The 18775-nt window shown below is 38.0% G+C and carries 19 protein-coding genes and 1 tRNA gene; 18 read left to right on the top strand and 2 right to left on the bottom strand.

Annotation, left to right across the window (positions count from 1 at the left end; genetic code table 11):
* Positions 1-284 precede the first annotated feature (284 nt).
* Positions 285-358, bottom strand: a tRNA-Arg gene (locus tag PWP26_RS07435).
* A gap of 91 nt (positions 359-449) precedes the next feature.
* Here PWP26_RS07435 and PWP26_RS07430 point away from each other — a divergent pair.
* The 10 genes from PWP26_RS07430 (at position 450) to lpxC (ending at position 9860) form a co-directional block, all read left to right on the top strand.
* Positions 450-1223, top strand: a complete 774-nt coding sequence (locus tag PWP26_RS07430; RefSeq protein ID WP_028843137.1) for a hypothetical protein — start codon at positions 450-452, stop codon at positions 1221-1223.
* Between the two features lie 13 nt (positions 1224-1236).
* Positions 1237-2100: a peptidylprolyl isomerase gene (locus PWP26_RS07425; RefSeq protein ID WP_273018776.1), complete on the top strand. Its 864-nt coding sequence runs from the start codon at positions 1237-1239 to the stop codon at positions 2098-2100.
* Positions 2101-2126: 26 nt separating this feature from the next.
* Positions 2127-2735: a ribonuclease H-like domain-containing protein gene (locus PWP26_RS07420; protein ID WP_273018777.1), complete on the top strand. Its 609-nt coding sequence runs from the start codon at positions 2127-2129 to the stop codon at positions 2733-2735.
* Entirely contained in the window at positions 2707-4194 is a 1488-nt protein-coding gene (locus PWP26_RS07415; RefSeq protein ID WP_273018778.1) for a DegQ family serine endoprotease, read from the top strand. The genes PWP26_RS07420 and PWP26_RS07415 overlap by 29 nt, the downstream gene beginning before the upstream one ends.
* A gap of 5 nt (positions 4195-4199) precedes the next feature.
* On the top strand, positions 4200-5147 hold the full coding sequence (locus PWP26_RS07410) for a SurA N-terminal domain-containing protein (protein WP_273010735.1): 948 nt from the start codon (positions 4200-4202) through the stop codon (positions 5145-5147).
* Between the two features lie 5 nt (positions 5148-5152).
* A complete protein-coding gene (gene recO, locus PWP26_RS07405) occupies positions 5153-5911 on the top strand; it encodes a DNA repair protein RecO (protein WP_273010734.1) in 759 nt (252 codons plus the stop codon).
* Positions 5912-5926: 15 nt separating this feature from the next.
* Entirely contained in the window at positions 5927-6607 is a 681-nt protein-coding gene (locus tag PWP26_RS07400; RefSeq protein WP_287568735.1) for a TIGR00730 family Rossman fold protein, read from the top strand.
* Positions 6598-7566 (top strand): aspartate carbamoyltransferase catalytic subunit, encoded by a 969-nt coding sequence (locus tag PWP26_RS07395; protein ID WP_273010732.1) that lies wholly within the window; start codon positions 6598-6600, stop codon positions 7564-7566. Before PWP26_RS07400 ends, PWP26_RS07395 begins: the two co-directional genes overlap by 10 nt.
* Complete coding sequence (locus tag PWP26_RS07390; protein ID WP_287568734.1) at positions 7550-8833, top strand: dihydroorotase; 1284 nt, start codon at positions 7550-7552, stop codon at positions 8831-8833. The genes PWP26_RS07395 and PWP26_RS07390 overlap by 17 nt, the downstream gene beginning before the upstream one ends.
* 133 nt (positions 8834-8966) lie before the next feature.
* Positions 8967-9860, top strand: coding sequence for a UDP-3-O-acyl-N-acetylglucosamine deacetylase (lpxC, locus tag PWP26_RS07385; protein WP_287568733.1), 894 nt, complete (start codon positions 8967-8969; stop codon positions 9858-9860).
* 17 nt (positions 9861-9877) lie between these two features.
* Here lpxC and PWP26_RS07380 read toward each other — a convergent pair whose 3' ends face one another.
* On the bottom strand, positions 9878-10735 hold the full coding sequence (locus PWP26_RS07380; protein ID WP_158506237.1) for a L,D-transpeptidase family protein: 858 nt from the start codon (positions 10733-10735) through the stop codon (positions 9878-9880).
* A 60-nt stretch (positions 10736-10795) separates the two neighbouring features.
* On the opposite strand from PWP26_RS07380, the gene cysS reads away from it, so the two are divergent.
* The 8 genes from cysS to PWP26_RS07340 form a co-directional block, all read left to right on the top strand.
* Positions 10796-13117 carry a cysteine--tRNA ligase gene (cysS, locus tag PWP26_RS07375; RefSeq protein ID WP_287568732.1) on the top strand — a complete coding sequence of 774 codons (2322 nt, stop codon included), beginning with the start codon at positions 10796-10798 and terminating at the stop codon, positions 13115-13117.
* Positions 13114-13764, top strand: a complete 651-nt coding sequence (locus PWP26_RS07370) for an endonuclease III domain-containing protein (protein WP_273010729.1) — start codon at positions 13114-13116, stop codon at positions 13762-13764. The genes cysS and PWP26_RS07370 overlap by 4 nt, the downstream gene beginning before the upstream one ends.
* 12 nt (positions 13765-13776) lie before the next feature.
* A complete protein-coding gene (locus PWP26_RS07365; protein ID WP_273010728.1) occupies positions 13777-14664 on the top strand; it encodes a DMT family transporter in 888 nt (295 codons plus the stop codon).
* 8 nt (positions 14665-14672) lie between these two features.
* On the top strand, positions 14673-15188 hold the full coding sequence (locus tag PWP26_RS07360) for a cob(I)yrinic acid a,c-diamide adenosyltransferase (RefSeq protein WP_051754572.1): 516 nt from the start codon (positions 14673-14675) through the stop codon (positions 15186-15188).
* Positions 15185-16246: a cyclic dehypoxanthinyl futalosine synthase gene (gene mqnC, locus PWP26_RS07355; RefSeq protein ID WP_287568731.1), complete on the top strand. Its 1062-nt coding sequence runs from the start codon at positions 15185-15187 to the stop codon at positions 16244-16246. The genes PWP26_RS07360 and mqnC overlap by 4 nt, the downstream gene beginning before the upstream one ends.
* 2 nt (positions 16247-16248) lie before the next feature.
* A complete protein-coding gene (locus PWP26_RS07350) occupies positions 16249-17475 on the top strand; it encodes an amidohydrolase family protein (protein ID WP_038062249.1) in 1227 nt (408 codons plus the stop codon).
* A complete protein-coding gene (locus PWP26_RS07345) occupies positions 17468-18298 on the top strand; it encodes a menaquinone biosynthetic enzyme MqnA/MqnD family protein (RefSeq protein WP_038062246.1) in 831 nt (276 codons plus the stop codon). Before PWP26_RS07350 ends, PWP26_RS07345 begins: the two co-directional genes overlap by 8 nt.
* A 9-nt stretch (positions 18299-18307) precedes the next feature.
* A partial coding sequence (locus PWP26_RS07340; RefSeq protein WP_301399331.1) for a class I SAM-dependent methyltransferase occupies positions 18308-18775 on the top strand: 468 nt, incomplete at its 3' end.

The raw sequence follows: 18775 nt of genomic DNA, 5'->3' as shown, positions 1-18775 counted from the left end.
TCAGGACTTGCTCTTGTTGATGCCTTCCTCAAAAACTCTGGAATAAAAACCTTAATAGACCAACATATGCCTTTACCTGGTTCAAACAGAGGTTACATCTCCTGGCAATATATTCAACTTATCCTTCTTATGCTTATCGGTTGAGGCCATATATGGGGGTTAAAGAGGATAGATATCAATATTTTTTAGGTCAAGAGGAATCGTTTATAGAATGAAGGCGTTGGTAGAAAATAGATTAGGTTTTGTTTAGTTTAAACTGAAAGATTTTTTTAAAATAAAAAAAGCGCCCCCGGAGGGACTCGAACCCCCAACCTACGGCTTAGAAGGCCGCTGCTCTATCCTGTTGAGCTACAGGGGCACTTAAGCAAAGTGAACTTGTCTACAGGTTAAATTTTAATCAATTTTTTTGTTTTGACAAGTCTTTTTTTAGGTTTATAATTATTTCTAATATGATTAAATTAGTAGACTTTTTTGGAAGCTTGGAAAAAGAAAAAGTAGCGTCTCTTTTTGAAGGTCAATTTCCCTGGGAGGCCTTAAAAAAGCTAAAGACCTTTTTAAACGATATCGTTCCTCCTATTCCTAAAAAGATTCCGGTGGGATGTCCTTTACCAGAAACTGTATTGCTTACTGGAGAAGGAGAGGTTATTCCTTTGAAAGACCTGGAATTTGGAGAAGAGGGGTATTATTTTAAAGGGGAAAGGGTAGAAGGGGCTATCCTTATGGCAGGAGCGTTTTTAGGCAGTGAGAAAATCTTCTTTGAAAAAGGGGTAAAAGTGGAGCCTTTTGCGATGATAGAGGGTCCTGCCTATTTTTCACAAAACACAGAGATTAGGCAAGGGGCTTATGTAAGGGGTAGTGTATATACTGGGGCTGGTTGTGTGGTAGGTCATACCACCGAGGTAAAAAACTCTATCTTTTTAGCTCAAGCTAAGGCTGCGCATTTTGCTTATGTAGGAGATAGCATTCTCGGGGCGCAGGTTAACCTTGGGGCAGGAACCAAGCTGGCTAATCTAAAGTTTAACAAAAAAGAGATAGTGTTAAACATAGAGGGGGAGACCATAAAAACAGGACTTAGAAAGTTCGGGGCAATTTTAGGAGATGGTTGCCAGACAGGTTGTAATTCGGTCTTACAACCAGGGACTGTTTTAGGCAAGTCTTCTTTTGTCTTCCCTGGACGGGTGGCTGGTCCTGGCTTTTTTGGTCCTTTTACTAAAATAAAATAATCGGAGGTTTTAAATGAAAAAAGATTGGTTAGTGGGGTTTTTGGTTTGGATGTTTATCCTGGGAATACAGGTGGTTTATGGAGCAGAATCCAAGGTTTTGGCAGAGGTTGGTCCATATAAGCTTTATGAAGAAGAGGTCGAAAAGATTCTTAATCAGGACCCTCAGGTTCAGGAGATTCTTAAGTCTTCTCCAGAGGCTAAAGAGAAGATTAAAAAGACGTTGATAGATAAATGGATAACCTTAAGTTTATTAGGGTTGGCTGCTAAAGAAGAAGGTATAGATAAGCTTCCTGAGGTTCAAAGGGATTTAATCAACATAGAAAAACAAATTCTTGCTCAAAGATATCTTAAAACCAAGCTCGAAGGTATCAAAATAACCGAAGAAGAGTTAAAAGATTATTATCAAAAACATAAGGATAGATATGTAGAACCTGAGGCGGTTGAACTTAAGCATATTTTACTTTCTCTTCCCTCAGATGCCAAAAAAGAAGAAGCAGACAAGGTGCTTAAAAGGGCTAATCAGATTAGGGCGCAGATCCTGAAAGGTGCCAAGTTTGAAGAGTTGGCTAAAACCTATTCAGATGACCCTAATTCCAAGGGAAAGGGAGGAAGTTTAGGGGTTATTAAAAGAGGAGAAACAGATCCTCAGTTTGAAGCTAAGATCTTTAGCCTTAAACCTGGAGAAGTAAGTCATCCTATGAGGTCAAACTATGGATATCATCTCATAAAAGTAGAAAAGAAAATTCCTGCAAAGGCCTTAACTTTTGAGCAAGCTAAAAAGCTGGTAGAAAATGATTTAAGGGAGGAAAAAGAAGAGGCTTTGATGAAAGAGTTGATAGAAAAGCTTTCTCAGAAATATTCTCCTAAGGTGTATTAAGAAATACGCTTTTAAAAGGAAAGAAGATGGTAGAACTTAAAAGTATAGAAAGTTTAAATTTAGTAGACCTGTGCTTTCTTTGTGCTAAGAACACCACCTCTTTATTGTTTTTAGACATAGAAACAGAAGGTCTATCTAAGGAAAAAAACGACATTACCCTTATAGGGGTCTATACTCAAGGGAAATATTTACCTTTTATTAAGGGGTTAAACTTAGAGCGTTCTCTTTCTCTTCTAAAGGTTTCTCCTATCTGGGTTACCTTTGGAGGGGAGAGGTTTGATCTTCCGTTTATCAAAAAACGTTTCCCTGAGGTTTCGATGCCGGTAGTTCATTTAGACCTTTATTTAGCCTCTAAACTGGTGGGGTTAAATGGGGGGCTTAAGAAGATAGAAAAAGCTATTGGGATAGCAAGAGAGACTGAGGGTATGAATGGGTATGACGCGGTAAAGCTTTGGCGTAGATGGGTGGAGGCCAAAGACAAAAAGGCTCTAAGAAAGCTTATTCTTTATAATAAAGAGGATGTGGTAAATTTAAAAAAAGTGTTTGATTATGTGGTTAGTAAGCTTGCTGAGCAAAGAAAAGAAGGGCAAAAGGGAGGGGAGATAGATGAGGTTAGACCTTCAGCGGTATTTTAAACATTATAAAGTTATCTTTCTTATTTTATTTTGTTTTGCCTTAGGGTTTGCCAGCAAGACTTTTTTGGAAAAAAGTAGTTTTAAATCAAAGCTTATCGCTCAGGATGGAAAGGTAGTCAACCAGGAAAATTTGAACGTGGCGCTTAAGCTTTCTGAGGCTTTTTCTTACTTGGCAGAAAAGGCTGCTCCAGCGGTGGTTTACATAGAAACAGAAAGGACGGTTACAGCAACTCCTTTCCCCTTTGACTTGTTTAGAGATCCCTTCTTTAGAAACTTTCCATCTTTACCAAGATATAAAGAAAGAGGTGCAGGTTCAGGTTTTATCGTTTCTTCTGACGGGTATATCGTAACCAACAATCATGTAATTCAGCAAGCTCAGAAGATTACAGTAAAACTTCTTGATGGCAGAACTTTTCCTGCAGAAAAGATAGGGGCAGACCCTTTATCTGACGTGGCATTACTTAAGATTAACGCCAAAAACCTCCCAACGCTTTCTTTTGGTGATTCAGACCTTATCAAAACAGGGGAATGGGTTATAGCTATCGGAAACCCATTTGGTCTTACCCACACCATAACTGTAGGCGTTATAAGTGCTAAAAGCAGAAGTGGCATAGGAATTTCCGATGTAGAAGATTTTATTCAAACAGATGCAGCGATTAATCCTGGTAACTCAGGTGGTCCACTTATCAATCTTAAAGGAGAAGTTATTGGCATGAATACTGCTATTTTCAGCCGTTCTGGCGGATACATGGGGATAGGGTTTGCTATTCCAAGTAACATAATAAAAACTGTGGTAGAACAACTTAAGTCTAAAGGAAAGGTCGAAAGAGGTTTTTTAGGAGTTACCATTCAAGATTTAACTCCTAACCTGGCCAAGGTGCTTGGGGTTAAAAATGTTACCGAAGGTGCAGTAATAACAGAGGTAGTTCCAAACTCTCCGGCCTATAAAGCAGGCTTAAAAGAAAAGGATGTTATTATAGGGTTTAACGGAAAGCCTGTGAAAAATGCTTCGGAGTTAAAAAGTTATATTTTAATTACCAAACCAGGAACAGAGGTAGTGCTTGACGTTGTGAGAGGAAATCAGGTTGAAAAGATTAAAGTAGTGGTAGGATCTCCTCCAGAGAATGCTATTTTTTCAAAAGCTGAGGTCGAAGAAGCTCGAGAAATTTTAGAACAGTTAGGGTTTGACGTAGAAGAACTTACCCCAGCTCTTGCCAAAAGATTAGGGTTAAAACAAACCAAAGGAGTAGTGATTACCGAGGTTATTCCTGAGTCTCCGGCTGATTACGCCAACCTTACCCCAGGGATGGTTATAGATGAGGTAAACGGAGTCAAAGTTTCTAATCTTAGAGATTTTATCAAAGGCCTCAAAAAAGCCGCTCAATCTAAAACGGTTTTGCTAGGGATAAAGGTAAACGGAGGAAGAAGGTTCGTTTCTATAAGTCTTGAGGGGATGTAGGAGCTATGGATGTAAGAACTATAAAAAAAGTTTTATTGAAGTCATTATTTTGTGGTTTTTTCTTGGTTCTACTTTTGAGCTCTTATCTTCAGGCTGCAACCAAAATAAATCAGATAGTAGCGGTGGTAGGAGAGGAGTTTTTGACTTTGTATGAGCTTGAGGAACTTTGTGCACCGATTTATCAGAGATTTATAAAACCAGAAATGCCTTTAGAGGAAAAAGAAAAAATAAAAGAAGAGATCAGAAAGAGGGTTTTAAACGAATGGATAGAGGATACGTTGGTAGGTTTAGAGGCTAAAAAATACGGTTTTAAGGTAGAAGACGAAGAGTTAGAGGCCTATTTAAAGGAAGAGATTAAAGCCGCAGGAGGAGAAGCTAACTTTAAACAAATGTTGAAAGAAAAAGGTTTAACCTTAGAAGAATATAAGAAGAAGGTCAGAGAAAATCTTCTTAAAATTAAACTTGTCCAGTTTATGTTAAAGGAAAAGGTGGTGGTTACGGATGATGAGTTAAAGCCACTTTATGCTGAGGAAATCAAAAAATACGATAAATCTTTCAGGTACTGGCTTTCTGTTCTTATCACCAAGGAAGAACCTCTGGCTAACACCGTGTATGAAGAATCTATTAAAGGAAAACCTTTGGAAGAGTTGATAAAAGGCCTTCCTAAGGAAAAAGTAAGCTTTTTTAATGAAAGTTTTAAAGAGGAAGACCTCGATCCAAAGATTTTAGAAAAGGTTAAAGAGTTAAATCCTGGGGAGTTGTCAAAACCTTTTAAGGTTGGAGAAAATTTTTATCTTATTAAATTGAGCAAAAAAGGGGAAAACGAGCCTCCTTCTTTTGAGGAGTTAAAGCCAAAACTTAAACAAAAACTTTTTGAAGAAAAAGCTCAAAAGTTCATCGAAAATTGGATTAAAGAGCTAAAAGAAAAAAGGTATGTAAAGATTTATCTTTAATTCAGATGTTTTTTTCTGTCGAGGGGTTAGTCCTTTCTAAGGAAAAAATAGGTGAAATAGACGTTTTGGTTGAAATCCTCACCCCTAAAGGAAAACTTTGGGCGATAGCTAAAGGAGCTCAAAAAAGTAGAAAAAGGTTCGTTAACCTTCTTGAAGAGTTTAATCTACTTAACCTCCATTTAAGAAAAACCTTCAAAGGTTCCCTTCCTATTTTAGAAAAGGCAGACCTTATTTTTATTCCAGAAAGTATATGGGGTAACTTAGAAAAGTATATTTTTTTCTCTTATATGGGAGAAGTTCTTTCTAAGGTAAGTTTTAAAGGGTTAGAGACAGAATATTTTAATTTTATTAAAGACTGGGTTAAATTTTTAGATAAAGAACCCAAACTTACCTTATTTCATAAGTTTTTTTTTGAATGGCAAATGCTTGGATTTTTAGGTTGGAGCCCTCAGATAGAGGTTTGCGTAAGATGTGGTTATCAGCCTAAGAGGATTTTTAATTTTTCTGTAAAAGAAGGAGGGATAATTTGTTATCGCTGCAGGCAAGAAGGAGATCTCAGGCTTTCAGCAGAACAAGTTGAGGTTTTAAAAATTTTTAGTAAAATGTCTAAGAATAAGGAAGATTTGAAAAAAGTTATGGAAAAAAAAGCCTTAACCTTTGAAGATTTAAAAATTTTAAACAGCCTTACTGAAAGGTTTTTTAATTATTTTTTAGTTTTTGAATTCAATTCTTTACAGACCTTAAAAGAAACATTTAGAGTTTAAAGGGGTTAGGTTAAGATGGAAAAATTGATGAATGAAAAACTTTTTGAAGAAAAACAGTATGTTCTTGAAGGTCTTGCAGCTAAAGAGTCATGGCGACTTTTTAAAATACTTGCAGAGTTTATAGAGGGGTTTGAGGTGTTACCTCGGGTTTATCCTGGGGTAACTATCTTTGGTTCTGCCAGAACTGCTCCTGACCATCCAGATTATCAAAAAGCGGTAGAGTTAGGGAAATTACTTGTAAAATCCGGGTTTTCTGTGATAACCGGCGGTGGTCCAGGTATCATGGAAGCTGCTAATAAAGGGGCAGCCGAGGCTAACGGATACTCTGTTGGGCTAAACATTAAACTTCCTTTTGAGCAGGCTCCGAACCCTTATGCTAATATAAAACTGGAGTTTAGATATTTTTTTGTCAGAAAAGTAATGATGGCAAAATATTCAGTAGCCTTTGTGTTTTTCCCTGGTGGTTTCGGTACCTTAGATGAGATGTTTGAGGTATTGACTTTAGTTCAGACTAAAAAGATAAAACCTGTACCTATAGCTTTGGTAGGGAAAGACTTCTGGACTCCTCTCCAAAATTGGTTTAAAGATTATCTGCTTATGAATAATAAAATCTCTCCTAAGGACATCGAGCTTTTTAGGATAGTAGAAACTCCAGAAGAGACTTTAGAATACATAAAGAAATACTTATGGATTTAACCTCTAAACCTCAGCATGTTTTAGATATTGCTTCTCTTTCTTCAGAAGAAATAAATAGTTTTTTAGAACTTGGGGAAGCACTTAAAGAGGTTTTAAAAAGACCTATTCCTAAGGTACCTACTCTTAGAGGGCGGTTGGTTGTTCTCTTATTTTATGAACCTTCTACCCGAACAAGGTTTTCTTTTGACAGGGCAGCTAAAGCCCTTTCAGCTGACACTTTAACCTTTTCTGCCAAAGGTTCAAGTATAGAAAAAGGAGAAAGTCTGCTTGATACGGTTAAAAACTTAAAGGCTATAGGGGCAGAACTTATAGTTATACGACATCCGATGGAAGGAGCTCCTCATTTTATCGCCAAACATATCAACATTCCGGTAGTTAACGCAGGAGATGGAACACATGAACATCCTACCCAAGCTTTGCTTGACCTTCTTACGGTAAAAGAAAAATTTGGAGATTTTTCAGGCTTAAAGGTAGCGATTTTAGGGGATATAAAACATAGCCGAGTAGCCAAATCAGACATACTGGCGTTTCAAAAGATGGGAGCCAAGGTATATGTATCAGGTCCCGCGTATCTTTTACCTACTCCTTTAGAGGAGGAATATTTCAGAATTTATCCCGGAGGTTTTAAAGTTTGTTATGATCCTAAGGAAGCTATAAGAGATGCAGACGTAGTGATTGCTTTAAGAGTCCAAAAAGAACGGCATGGAAAACCTCTTATTCCCAGCTTTATAGAATATCAAACCTTTTTTGGGTTGACCTTTAAAGAGTTAGAGTTGATAAAAAAAGGTGCCCTTCTTATGCATCCCGGTCCGATTAATTGGGGGGTTGAGCTTTCTCCAGAAGTAGAGCAATATCCTTTTCAAGTTATTCTTGATCAGGTAGAAAATGGTGTAGCTATAAGAATGGCAATACTCCTTAAACTTTTAACAGATGGCAAAACCTATGAAGTTACTCATTAAAAAGGGAAGGATAATAGACCCTTCTCAAGGAATAGACCAGATAGGAGATCTCTTGGTTGAGGAAGGTATTATTAAAGGAATAGCAGACGATATTCCTTCAGACCAATATACAAAGGTTTTTTGGGCTGAAGAGAAGTGGGTTTTACCTGGTTTGGTAGACATTCATGTCCATTTGCGAGACCCGGGACAGGAGTGGAAAGAGGACATAGAAACTGGAACCAAGGCTGCTCTTTATGGAGGGGTTTTAAGGGTTGCTTGCATGCCAAACACCGTGCCCCCAAACGATACCCCAGAAATCACTAGCTATATCCTTAAAAAGGCTGAAGAAAAAGGTTACGTAAAGGTATATCCTATCGGTTGTATCACCAAAGGTCAAAAAGGGGAAGAACTTACAGAGTTTGGGAGGCTCAAAGAAGCAGGGATTGTAGCGGTATCTGACGACGGAAAGTGGGTGGCTAACTCAGAGGTAATGAAAAGGGCTTTACTTTACGCTAAACAGTTTAATCTTGCGGTCATTTCCCATTGCGAAGACCCAACCCTTTCTCAAGGAGGACAGATAAACGAAGGCTTTTTTTCAGCCAAGTTAGGACTAAAAGGCATACCTTGGTCTGCAGAGGTGGCTGCTGTAGTAAGAGATTTACTCTTGGCTAAAGAAACCGGACAGCCGGTACACTTAGCCCATCTGTCTTGTAAAGAAGTTATTCCTTTTTTAAGATGGGCTAAAGAAGAAGACATTCCTTTTACTGCCGAGACCTGTCCTCATTATTTTTCCTTAACAGAAAAAGAGGTAGAAGGATATAATACTTTAGCCAAGGTTAACCCACCTTTAAGAAGAGAAGAAGATGTTTTAGCGATAAAAGAGGCTTTAAAAGAGGGATTGATACAGGTTATTGCCAGTGACCATGCTCCTCATAGCGTTTTAGAAAAAGAGTTAGAGTTTAGCTTAGCTGCACCAGGAATGATAGGACTTCAAACCTTACTTCCTTTGAGTTTGAGCTTGGTAAAAGAAGGGTGGCTGAATCCTTTAAGACTAGCAGAATGTTTGATAACCAACCCAGCTAAGGTAATAAACGTTGAACCCCCAAGTCTTAAACCTGGGAAAAAAGCAGAGTTCATCGTTTTTGACCCTAATAAAACTTATGTGTTAGGACCTGATATTATTCAGTCTAAAAGTAAAAATACTCCTTTTCTAAATAAAGAACTTAAAGGAATTACAGTTTTAGCTGTAATCGGAGAAAAAATTTGGGAACTTAATTGGGCTGTGTAGTTTTTTACACAGGTGTTAAAAATTTTTATCACATTTTTTCCTTATTTATCCCTAAAACCTAAAAACTTCTTAGAAATTTTAGGCATGTTTTTTGTTAGAAAATATTTAGGTATCTTAAGTTTGGGGTGGTTTAATGCAATATCAAAAGACCTTATCAGGAAAGGTTAATTTAGAAGGTCAGGGTATTTTTACAGGAAAGACCATAAAGGTGGAAATAGAACCTGCAGGGATAGATACAGGAATTATTTTTGTCAGAGAAGATTTACCTGAAAAACCAGAGATTCCATTAAAAGTAGAGAATATATTTGGTCTTGAGGGTGCTACAGCGATTACCGATGGAACTCATATTATCTATTTAGTGGAACATCTTTTATCTGCCTTACACGGATTACAGATAGATAACGCCATTATCAGGGTATATGGGGAGGAGGTTCCTCTTTTAGACGGTTCAGCCTATCCTTGGGTAAGACAAATCCAAAAGAAGGGATACCAATATCTGTTCTATCCTAAAAAGAAGTTTAGAATAAAAAAGACTTTTAGTTATAAAAACGGGCATGGAACTATCGTGTTTAAACCTTCGGACACCTTGAAGATTAAAGCGTCTATTTCTTTTGACCATCCTGTGATAGGAAACCAAGAAATTTCACTGGAAATCAATCCTAACAATTATATCAGAGAGGTTTGTTTTGCTAGGACTTTTGGTTTTAAAGACATTTTGTTAGAGCGAATCAAGAAAGGCATCTTAAAAGGGGGAGATCTTTCAACGGCTATCATTCTTGATAGAGAAAAGGTACTAAATCCAGAAGGGCTGAGAAGTCAAGACGAGTTTGTGAGACATAAGGTACTTGACCTTGTAGGAGATTTGTTTGGTTTAGGAGGATGTTTGGTCGCTGAGGTAGAGGCAATCTCTTCTCACCACAGGTTACACATAGAAGCTTTAAAAAGTCTTTATGCCTCTGGTCTGGTAGAAGAGATAGAGGAGAGGGCTTTAACTTTTTTGTTGGTTTCTAAAAGAAAGAGATTTTAGTTGTACTACAGATTAAGCTACTTAGAGATTTTAACCTCTCCTATTTGATGGACAAGTCCGTCAGGGTTTTCAAACTGTTTTTCAAGTTTTAAAAGGTCTATCTTGTAGTCTTTTTCACCTAAGAGTTGGTCTAGCTTTTTTAAGATATAAACCAGAGGGTTTTTGATTTTATTTTCTATGTCAGGAAAGGCTTGAAGATAGATTTTGTTTTTTTCTACGGCGATTTTATAAGGTTCATAAACTATAAAAACTTTGGTACCTATAGGTACGGTTTCGTATAAGAATTTGATATGTTGAGGATACATCCTAATGCACCCATGGGTGCTTCTTCGACCGATGCTGTAGATTTTGTTGGTTCCGTGGATGGCATAAAGTCCTTTTGATAAATAAAGGGCGTATTCTCCCATGGGGTTTTCAGGTCCAGGAGGTACTACATCAGGAAGATCTGGGTCCTCAGCTTTGATAGAGGGAGGAGGATACCAGTATGGTTTTTCTTTTTTTCTTTTGATAAAGTAGATGTCTAAAGGAGGGAGTTTTCCCTCGTCTCCAATACCTATGGGAGCTATGAACATAAAAGGTGGATTAAAAAAATATAGTCGCATCTCTGGAAGGTTTACTAAGATGTAAGGTTCTTGAGATTTGAGAATAAATTCTTGAGGGACTAAGACCTGATAAGGAATGATTATGGTCTGGTTGGTTTTAGGAAGCCAAGGGTCAACCCCAGGGTTTGCGAGTACCAGATGTTGATATCCTACTTCAAAGGTCACCGCTAAATCAACTAAGGTGTCACCTTCCTTTATGGTATAGGTCTGATTTTTAAGATAAATATGTTTGTCAGGAATTATAGGGATAGACTGTAAAAGAGAGGCGGCCAAAGCTTGGAAAGATGATAATAAGAGGTAAAATAAAAAAATTAATGTTGAGGGGAAAAATTTATGCGCTTTCATAATGTTTTGCAAAAAATAGGTAATACCCCAATAATTAAACTATCCAAGCTAAAAGTCAAGCCTTCGGTGGAAATTTGGGGAAAAATCGAAAGTCAAAACCCAGGAGGATCTATTAAGGATCGTCCTGCCCTTTTTATGATAGAAGATGCAGAGAAAAAAGGACTTCTTACTAAAGATAAGATAGTCATAGAGGCATCAAGCGGAAACACAGGAATAGGCCTTTCTTTAGTTTGCGCGGTTAAAGGGTACAGATGTATGATTGCTATGTCTGAATCAGCCTCTATAGAAAGAAGAAAAATCATGCAGGCCTTTGGGGCTCAGATCCTTCTTACTCCCGCAGAAAAAGGTACTGACGGAGCTATAGAGGCAGTATATGAACTTTTGAGGAAAGACCCTGACAAATATTTTTGCCCAGACCAGTTTAACAACGAGGCTAACTGGAAAAGTCACTATCATACTACAGGCCCAGAGATCTGGAGAGACACTGAAGGCAAGGTCACCCATGTGGTATGTGGTCTTGGAACTACAGGAACAGCCATGGGAATAGCTCGATTTGCCAAAGACCACAATCTACCTTTTAAAGTAGTAGGGATCGAACCTTATCCAAAGCATAAAATCCAAGGCTTAAAGAACATGAAAGAGTCTTATCCTCCGAGTATTTATAATAAAAAACTCCTTGAGAGAGTAATCAACGTAGAAGATGAAGAGGCTTTTTACTGGGCAAGATGGCTTGCTCGGGAAGAAGGAATCTTTGTCGGAATAAGTTCAGGGGCAGCTTTGGCAGGAGCTTTAAAGCTGGCAGAAACTTTAGACCAAGGTTTGATAGTGGTTATTTTCCCAGATGGGGGAGAGCGTTATCTTTCTACCCCTCTTTGGTCTTTTGAGGTAAAAGACAAAAAAAGAGAAGAGACAAATCTTATCGTTTTTAATACCCTTTCTGAAAAAAGAGAACCCTTTTTTCCTCTAAGTTCTTCTGAGATTAAGATATATACCTGCGGTCCTACTTTAAATCTTCGTCCTCACATCGGACTTTATAGAAGACTTATTACCGCAGACGTGCTAAAAGAGTATTTGAGGATTAAAGGTTATCAAGTGAAACATCTGATTAATCTTACCGATTTTGATGATAAGACCATAAAAAAAGCTTTAGAAGAAAAAACCCCCTTACAGGAGATAACCAGAAAAGTAGAGGAGGAGTTTTATCAAGACGTTGAGTTTTTAAACCTTAGCAAGGCAGACCTTTATCCTAAAGTAAGCCAACATCTTTCAGAAATGGCTGACCTGGCTTTCAAGGTGGTTGAGAGAGATAAAGCTTACGTAAAATATGGAAGTGTTTATTTTGATATTTCCAGACTTGAGGATTACGGGAAGCTTTCTAAGGTTGATCTTTCTCGTTTAAAACCTGGGGCGACCATAGACGTTGAAGAATATGATAAAGAAGAACCCTTTGACTTTGCCTTACTTAAAAGAGTGCATATTCTTGAGTTAAAAGAAGGATATTTTGTAGACACACACATCGGTAAAGTCAGACCTACCTGGCATATCCACTGTGCTGCTTTAATCCTCAAATATTTAGGAGAGGAGATAGATTTCTTTACAAGTGGAATAGACCTTCTTTTCCCTCATCATGAAAACACCAGGGCGGTTTTAAAGGCAATTACAGGAAAGGAAGTTGCTCGTTACTGGCTTCACACCGGGATAGTTTTTTATCAGGGGAAAAAGCTTTCTTCAGAAAATAGGATTACTGTCGAAGACATTAAGGCAAAAGGATTTAACGGAAGAGAACTAAGGTTTTACTTCTTAAGAACCCATTACCGAAATCCCTTTAATTTTAGTTGGAAAGGACTTGAGGAAAGTGCAAAAATACTGCAAAAGATTGACCAGCATCTTTGTTTGGTAGAGGCTTCTGCAAGAAAGGACAAAGAAGATCCCTCTACTTGGTCTATTTTAGAAAATTTTGGCCAAAGTTGGGAAAAGGCCTTAAAAGAGGATTTAAACACCCCTATGGTTATCTCAGAACTTATCTCTTTTTTGAAAAAACTCTATCCCTATCTAAAGCAAGGTATTAGTGTTGAGTTTAAAGAAAAGGTTTTTGAAAATCTTCAAATCCTTAACAAGGTGTTAAAGGTTTTAAGGTTTCCTAAAAAAGTGATGGATGAGGAAGTACTTAGGTTGGTGCGGTTAAGAGATGAAGCCAGAAAAGAAGGAAATTTTGCAGAAGCAGACCAGATAAGAGAAAAATTACTTGCTAAGGGATTTTGGGTATTTGACCTTCCCTGGGGTACGGAGGTGGTAAGTTTAGAGGTATGACCAGAAAGATACCAGAGGTATTACAAGAGATTTATCAGCGGCTTTTTGAGTTTTTTGGGCCTCAAAACTGGTGGCCTGCTGAGACCCCTTTTGAGGTTTGTGTGGGAGCTATTCTTACCCAGAACGCTTCTTGGAAAAACGTAGAAAAAGCCATTAGCAACCTAAAACAAAAAGGGCTGCTTAGTCCTCCGGCCCTTTATCAGCTTCCTGTAGAGGAATTGGCTGAACTTATCAAACCAAGCGGTTTTTACAACTTAAAAGCTAAAAGGCTTAAAGCCTTTGTAGAATTTTTGATGATAAACTATCAAGGCGACCTTGCTCTTATGTTTAAAAAGCCTCTTTCACACTTAAGGTCAGAGCTTTTGAACATAAAAGGTTTAGGCAAAGAGACGGTAGACAGCATCCTTTTATATGGAGGCAACCTTCCTGTTTTCGTGGTTGACACCTATACCTATAGAATCTTAAACCGACATTTTCTTATTCCTGAAGAAACTACCTATGACGAAATTCAAACCCTTTTTATGGAAAATCTCCCTTCAGACCCGCAGCTTTTTAATGAGTACCATGCGCTTTTGGTAGCCTGTGGAAAAAACTTTTGCAAAAAGAACTCCCCTTTATGTGATCCCTGCCCTCTGAAAGGGCTTTAAGTTGGGCACTTTATGATAGGATTTATCTTTGCTCTCCTTGCCGGGTTCTTGGTAGCTTTAAGCGATGCTTTAAATAAGAAATATTTTTCTGATAAAGGAACTTCTTATATGGTTTTTGCAAGGACTGTAGGAAGTTTACCTTTCCTTTTGCCTCTTTTTTTGTATCTTACCTTTTTTAAAGGTGTAGGGGTAGGATATTTTTCCCCTCAGTTTATGGTGGTAGTAGGTGTTTTGCTTGGTTTAGAAATTTTAGCTACCTTTCTTTATATGAAAGGAATAAAGGTTTCTCCCCTTTCTGTTTCTGTGCCTTTTCTTTCTTTTACCCCGGTTTTTATCATCCTTACAGGATATTTTTTGCTTGGAGAAAGGGTATCTTTGGAAGGTGCTATGGGGATTTTACTGGTGGTAGCTGGTAGCTATGTGATCAATTTTCCTTCTGCCAGATTAGGGTGGTTAGAGCCTATAAAAGCCATCAAAAAGGAAAAGGGAAGCTTTCTTTTACTACAAGTAGCTCTTATATATTCTATCACGTCTGTGCTTGGGAAAAAGGGCCTTCTTCTGACAGACCCTTTGTGGTTTTCTTCTTTTTATTTTACCTTGCTTGGGATTTCTGCAGGACTTGTGGTTAAGGTTTTTTATCAAATAGAGGTAGGCTCTTTTCTAAAAACCCAAATCAAAGGCATATTTTTGGTAGGCCTTACTCAGGCTCTCATGTGTTATTGTCATATGATAGCCTTAAGTCAGCTTGAAACTGCTTATATGATAGCCCTTAAAAGAACAAGCATCCTTTTTTCGGTGGTTTTAGGTTATTTCTTTTTTAAGGAATCTTATTTTGGATTAAGGCTGGTAGCAGCAGGTTTGATGTTAACAGGGGTTTGTCTGATAATGTTTTTTAAGTAGGAGGGAAAATGATTGACCGAGGGTATGTGCAGGTCTATACAGGAGATGGAAAAGGGAAGACCACCGCGGCTGTGGGTTTAAGTATAAGAGCTTTAGGAGCTGGATTAAAGGTAGCTTTTCTTCAGTTTTTTAAGGATGGAACCTCCTCTGAAGTAAAGATTCTCAAGACTTTCGATAATTTGTATTATCAGCAGTTTGGGGGGAAAGGTTTTGTGTCAGAAGTAACTTCTGAGCTAAAAGAAATTATCCAAAAAGGCTGGGAAGAAGCTAAAAGACTGGTTTTTTCTAAAGAGTATAATATAATTGTTTTAGATGAGTTTACGTTTGCTCTTAACTGGGGTTTGGTTGAAGAAAAAGAGATTTTGCAGGTCTTGAGGGATAAGCCAGAAGAGGTGGAAATAGTCATTACCGGGAGAGATGCTCCAAGAAGTCTTATTGAATTTGCCCACCTGGTGACTGAAATGAAAAAGATTAAACATTACTATGATCAAGGGATTAGGGATAGAATAGGGATAGAAAGATGATAAAGGATGCGGTAGTAAGAAAGGTAATAGAAGGCATCAGACTAAATAAAGAAGAGGCTTTAGAACTTTTTAAATTCCCTCTTCAAGAAATTGGATGGTTAGCCCGAGAGGTTAGGTTTAGACTTAACCCTGAACGGGTGGTTACCTATGTGGTTGATAGAAACATCAACTATACCAATGTATGTGTTTCAGGATGTAAGTTTTGTGCCTATTATAAACCTCCAGGCTCAAAAGATGGGTATGTGCTTTCTTTTGAAGAGTTGGGGAAAAAGATAGAAGAGACCTTAAGGTTAGGTGGGTATCAAATTCTTTTGCAAGGAGGGCTTCATCCTGACCTACCTTTTTCTTTTTATGAAGACATGCTGCGTTTTATAAAAACCAACTTTCCTCAAGTGCATGTTCATGGTTTTTCTCCTCCTGAGATAGTGTTTTTCAGTAAACGATTTGGGTTGTCTATAGAAGAGGTTTTGGAAAGGTTAATCAAAGCAGGACTTGATTCTATTCCTGGGGGTGGGGCAGAGATTCTTTCAGATAGGGTAAGACGCCTTATCTCTCCGAACAAGGCTACCACAGAGGAATGGTTAAAGGTGATGGAGGTGGCTCATAACCTTGGACTTAAAACCACCGCGACCATGATGTTTGGACATATCGAGACCCAGGAGGAGATTATAGACCATCTTTTGAAGATACGATCCCTTCAAGACAAAACAGGAGGTTTTACCGCGTTTATTCCCTGGACTTTTCAGCCTAAAAATACAGGGTTAAACCACCTGATAAAGGCAGGGTCTGCCTATTATTTAAAGGTGTTAGCTATCTCTCGTATAGTGCTTGATAACGTTAAAAACATCCAGGTTTCTTGGGTTACTCAAGGGCCTCATATCGCTCAAATTGCTCTTGAATTTGGGGGTAATGATTTTGGTTCCACCATGATAGAAGAAAACGTGGTAGCTGCTGCCGGGGTTTCTCATAGGATGAGTGAAGAAGAAATCAGACATCATATCTCATCTGCAGGCTATATTCCTAAAAGAAGAAGGATGGATTATACCCTTTTAGAATAAGCATGAAAGAAATTCAAGTCCTTCCTTACCATCATTTTTTACTTCGGGCTAAATGGGTGGTTCCTGTAGCCTTGCCCCCTATTTTAGACGGGGCCGTAGAGATTAGAGAAGGGAGGATTGTTAGGGTTGGGGAGTTTTCAACCCTGTCTAAAGAAACGGTAGGAGCCAAGCTGATAGATTTTGAAGAAGCGGTGATCCTTCCTTGTTTAACCAATCTTCATACCCATCTTGAGCTCTCCAGTTTTAGGTTTAGGATCAAACCTTCAGAAAATTTTATAACCTGGGTAAAACAGGTAATTAAACTAAAGGAAGAAACTACTCTGATAGAGTTAAAAGAAGGCGCAAAATTGGGGATTTCAGAGTTATGGAAAGAGGGGATAGGGCTTGTTGGAGAGGTCACAAATTCAGGGCTTACTTTAGACCTTCTTAAAGGAAGCCCTTTATATGGTTATGTGTTTCGAGAAATTATAAATTTTAAAGGAGGGGTTAAGCTGCAACCTCTTGATAAGCAAGATTTGGACTCAAGGTTTAAGTTAACCTATTCAGCTCACGCCCCTTATACTGTTTCTCCTTTACTTCTTCAGGCAATAAAAGCCTACACCAGAAAAAGAAATCAGGTTTTTTGTATCCATTGTGCAGAGTTTAAAGAAGAGGTAGAGTTTTTAAAGACTGGCGATGGTCCAGTAAAACACTTGTTAGAGGAAAGAAACCAATGGAACGAAAGCTTTTCTCCTCCTGGGATAAGCCCGGTAAAATACTTAGCCAGTTTAAACCTTCTTGATGAAAAAACTTTGTTAGTCCATGTTGTCCAATTAGACGAAGAAGACTTAGAGGTTCTTAAAACCTATAAACCTAAGGTTTGTGTTTGTCCAAGAAGTAATCTTTTTACAGGGGTAGGCCTTCCTAACTTGCCTTTATTGTTAAAGTCAGGTCTTGAGATAGGTATAGGAACAGATAGTTTAGCTAGTAACACCTCATTATCTATCTGGGAAGAGTTGAAGACCCTTTATTCAGCCTTTCCTGAAGTATCTCCTGAAATCCTTCTTCAGATGGCTACTTTAACCGGAGCCAAAATTCTGGGATATGAAAACCTTGGCGCAATTGCCCCTGGATACTTACCTAACCTTCTTGTGGTTGAGGTTTTAGATTACCTGATAGATGACCCTCAGGAGACGATGGTATCTCTTATCAACTCTAACAAGGAGGTTAAGTATAGGATTTATGGATAAACTAAAAATAGGGATTCCTCTTTACATAAACACACTCCCCTTACTTTTTTACCTTCCTAAGGAAAATCAAAGAATAGAACTTATGTTAGAGGTTCCTAAGAAGCTTAATCAACTTCTTAGACAGAATGTTTTGTGTGCAAGCTTAAGTTCAAGTATAGTCTATGCTAAAAATCCTCAAGAATTTTACCTTTTACCAGACCTATCGATAAGTGCTGTAGGAGAGGTAAAAAGTGTAGTGCTTTATCATAAAGAGGACCTTCAAGACCTTGACGGGCAACCCGTAGGGATAACCCCAGAGACCGAAAGTTCTTTTTGGCTTTTAAGGGTTTTACTTGAAGAGTTTATAGGGGTAAAACCTAAGTATGTAGAACTTTCTAAAAATTGGGGAGCTCTTTCAGACCAAGAGAGAGAAGAATTAAAGGGCTATTTAGCTATAGGAGATGAGGCTTTAATCCTTCAGCATAAGAAAGATGAGAGGTATGATATCACTGACCTTGCAGAACTGTGGTTAAAATATACGCATTTTCCGTTTGTTTTTGCTTTGTTTATTCTAAAAAAGGAGTTTATATCCTTTAAACAAGCACTGGCTGATTTTTGTTTAAATCTGTATTCTGCCAGGGCTAAAGCTTTTTCGAACTTAAAAGAGGTGGTAACCCATTCCCATCTTCATCTCCCTAAGGATTTTGTATACAACTATCTAACCCATTTAGAGTATGATTTTTCAGGGTTAAAACAAAGGGCATATCTATATTTTTGCGAGATTTTATACAAGAAAAAACTTATATCTTATATGCCTGAGCTCAACTTTTTCCCCATAGGATAAGGGTGAAAAATGAAGGTTGAAAAAAACTTTGTTAAAAACAAGTTTGACCGGATAGTTCGAAGGTATGACCTGGTAAACCTTATAGGAAGTTTAGGTCAAGACAGATTATGGAGACGTAAAGTTGCTTTATTGTTAGCTGAAGCCTCTCCTCCTCTGCTTGACCTTTGTTGTGGACCTTTTACCCTAACCTTAGAGGTCTATCGAAAGAGTAATTTAGCTAAAACCTTTGCCTTAGACTTTAGCTTTGAGATGCTTGCCTTTGGTAGCTCCAGAATAAAAGATACCTACATTTATCCTGTTTGCGGAGATGCAGAGGAACTACCTTTCAAGAACGACCATTTTGGGGGGATTAGCATAGCCTTTGGGTTAAGGAATCTACCTAACAAGGAAAAAGCTATAAAAGAGTTTTTTAGGGTTTTAAAGCCAGGAGGAAAGCTAATTATCCTTGAATTTTCTTGGCCTAAAAATTTTTTGGTG

This window comes from Thermodesulfobacterium sp., from assembly GCF_030445475.1.
Classification (GTDB): domain Bacteria; phylum Desulfobacterota; class Thermodesulfobacteria; order Thermodesulfobacteriales; family Thermodesulfobacteriaceae; genus Thermodesulfobacterium; species Thermodesulfobacterium commune.
This window is presented reverse-complemented; position numbering and strand designations above follow the sequence as displayed.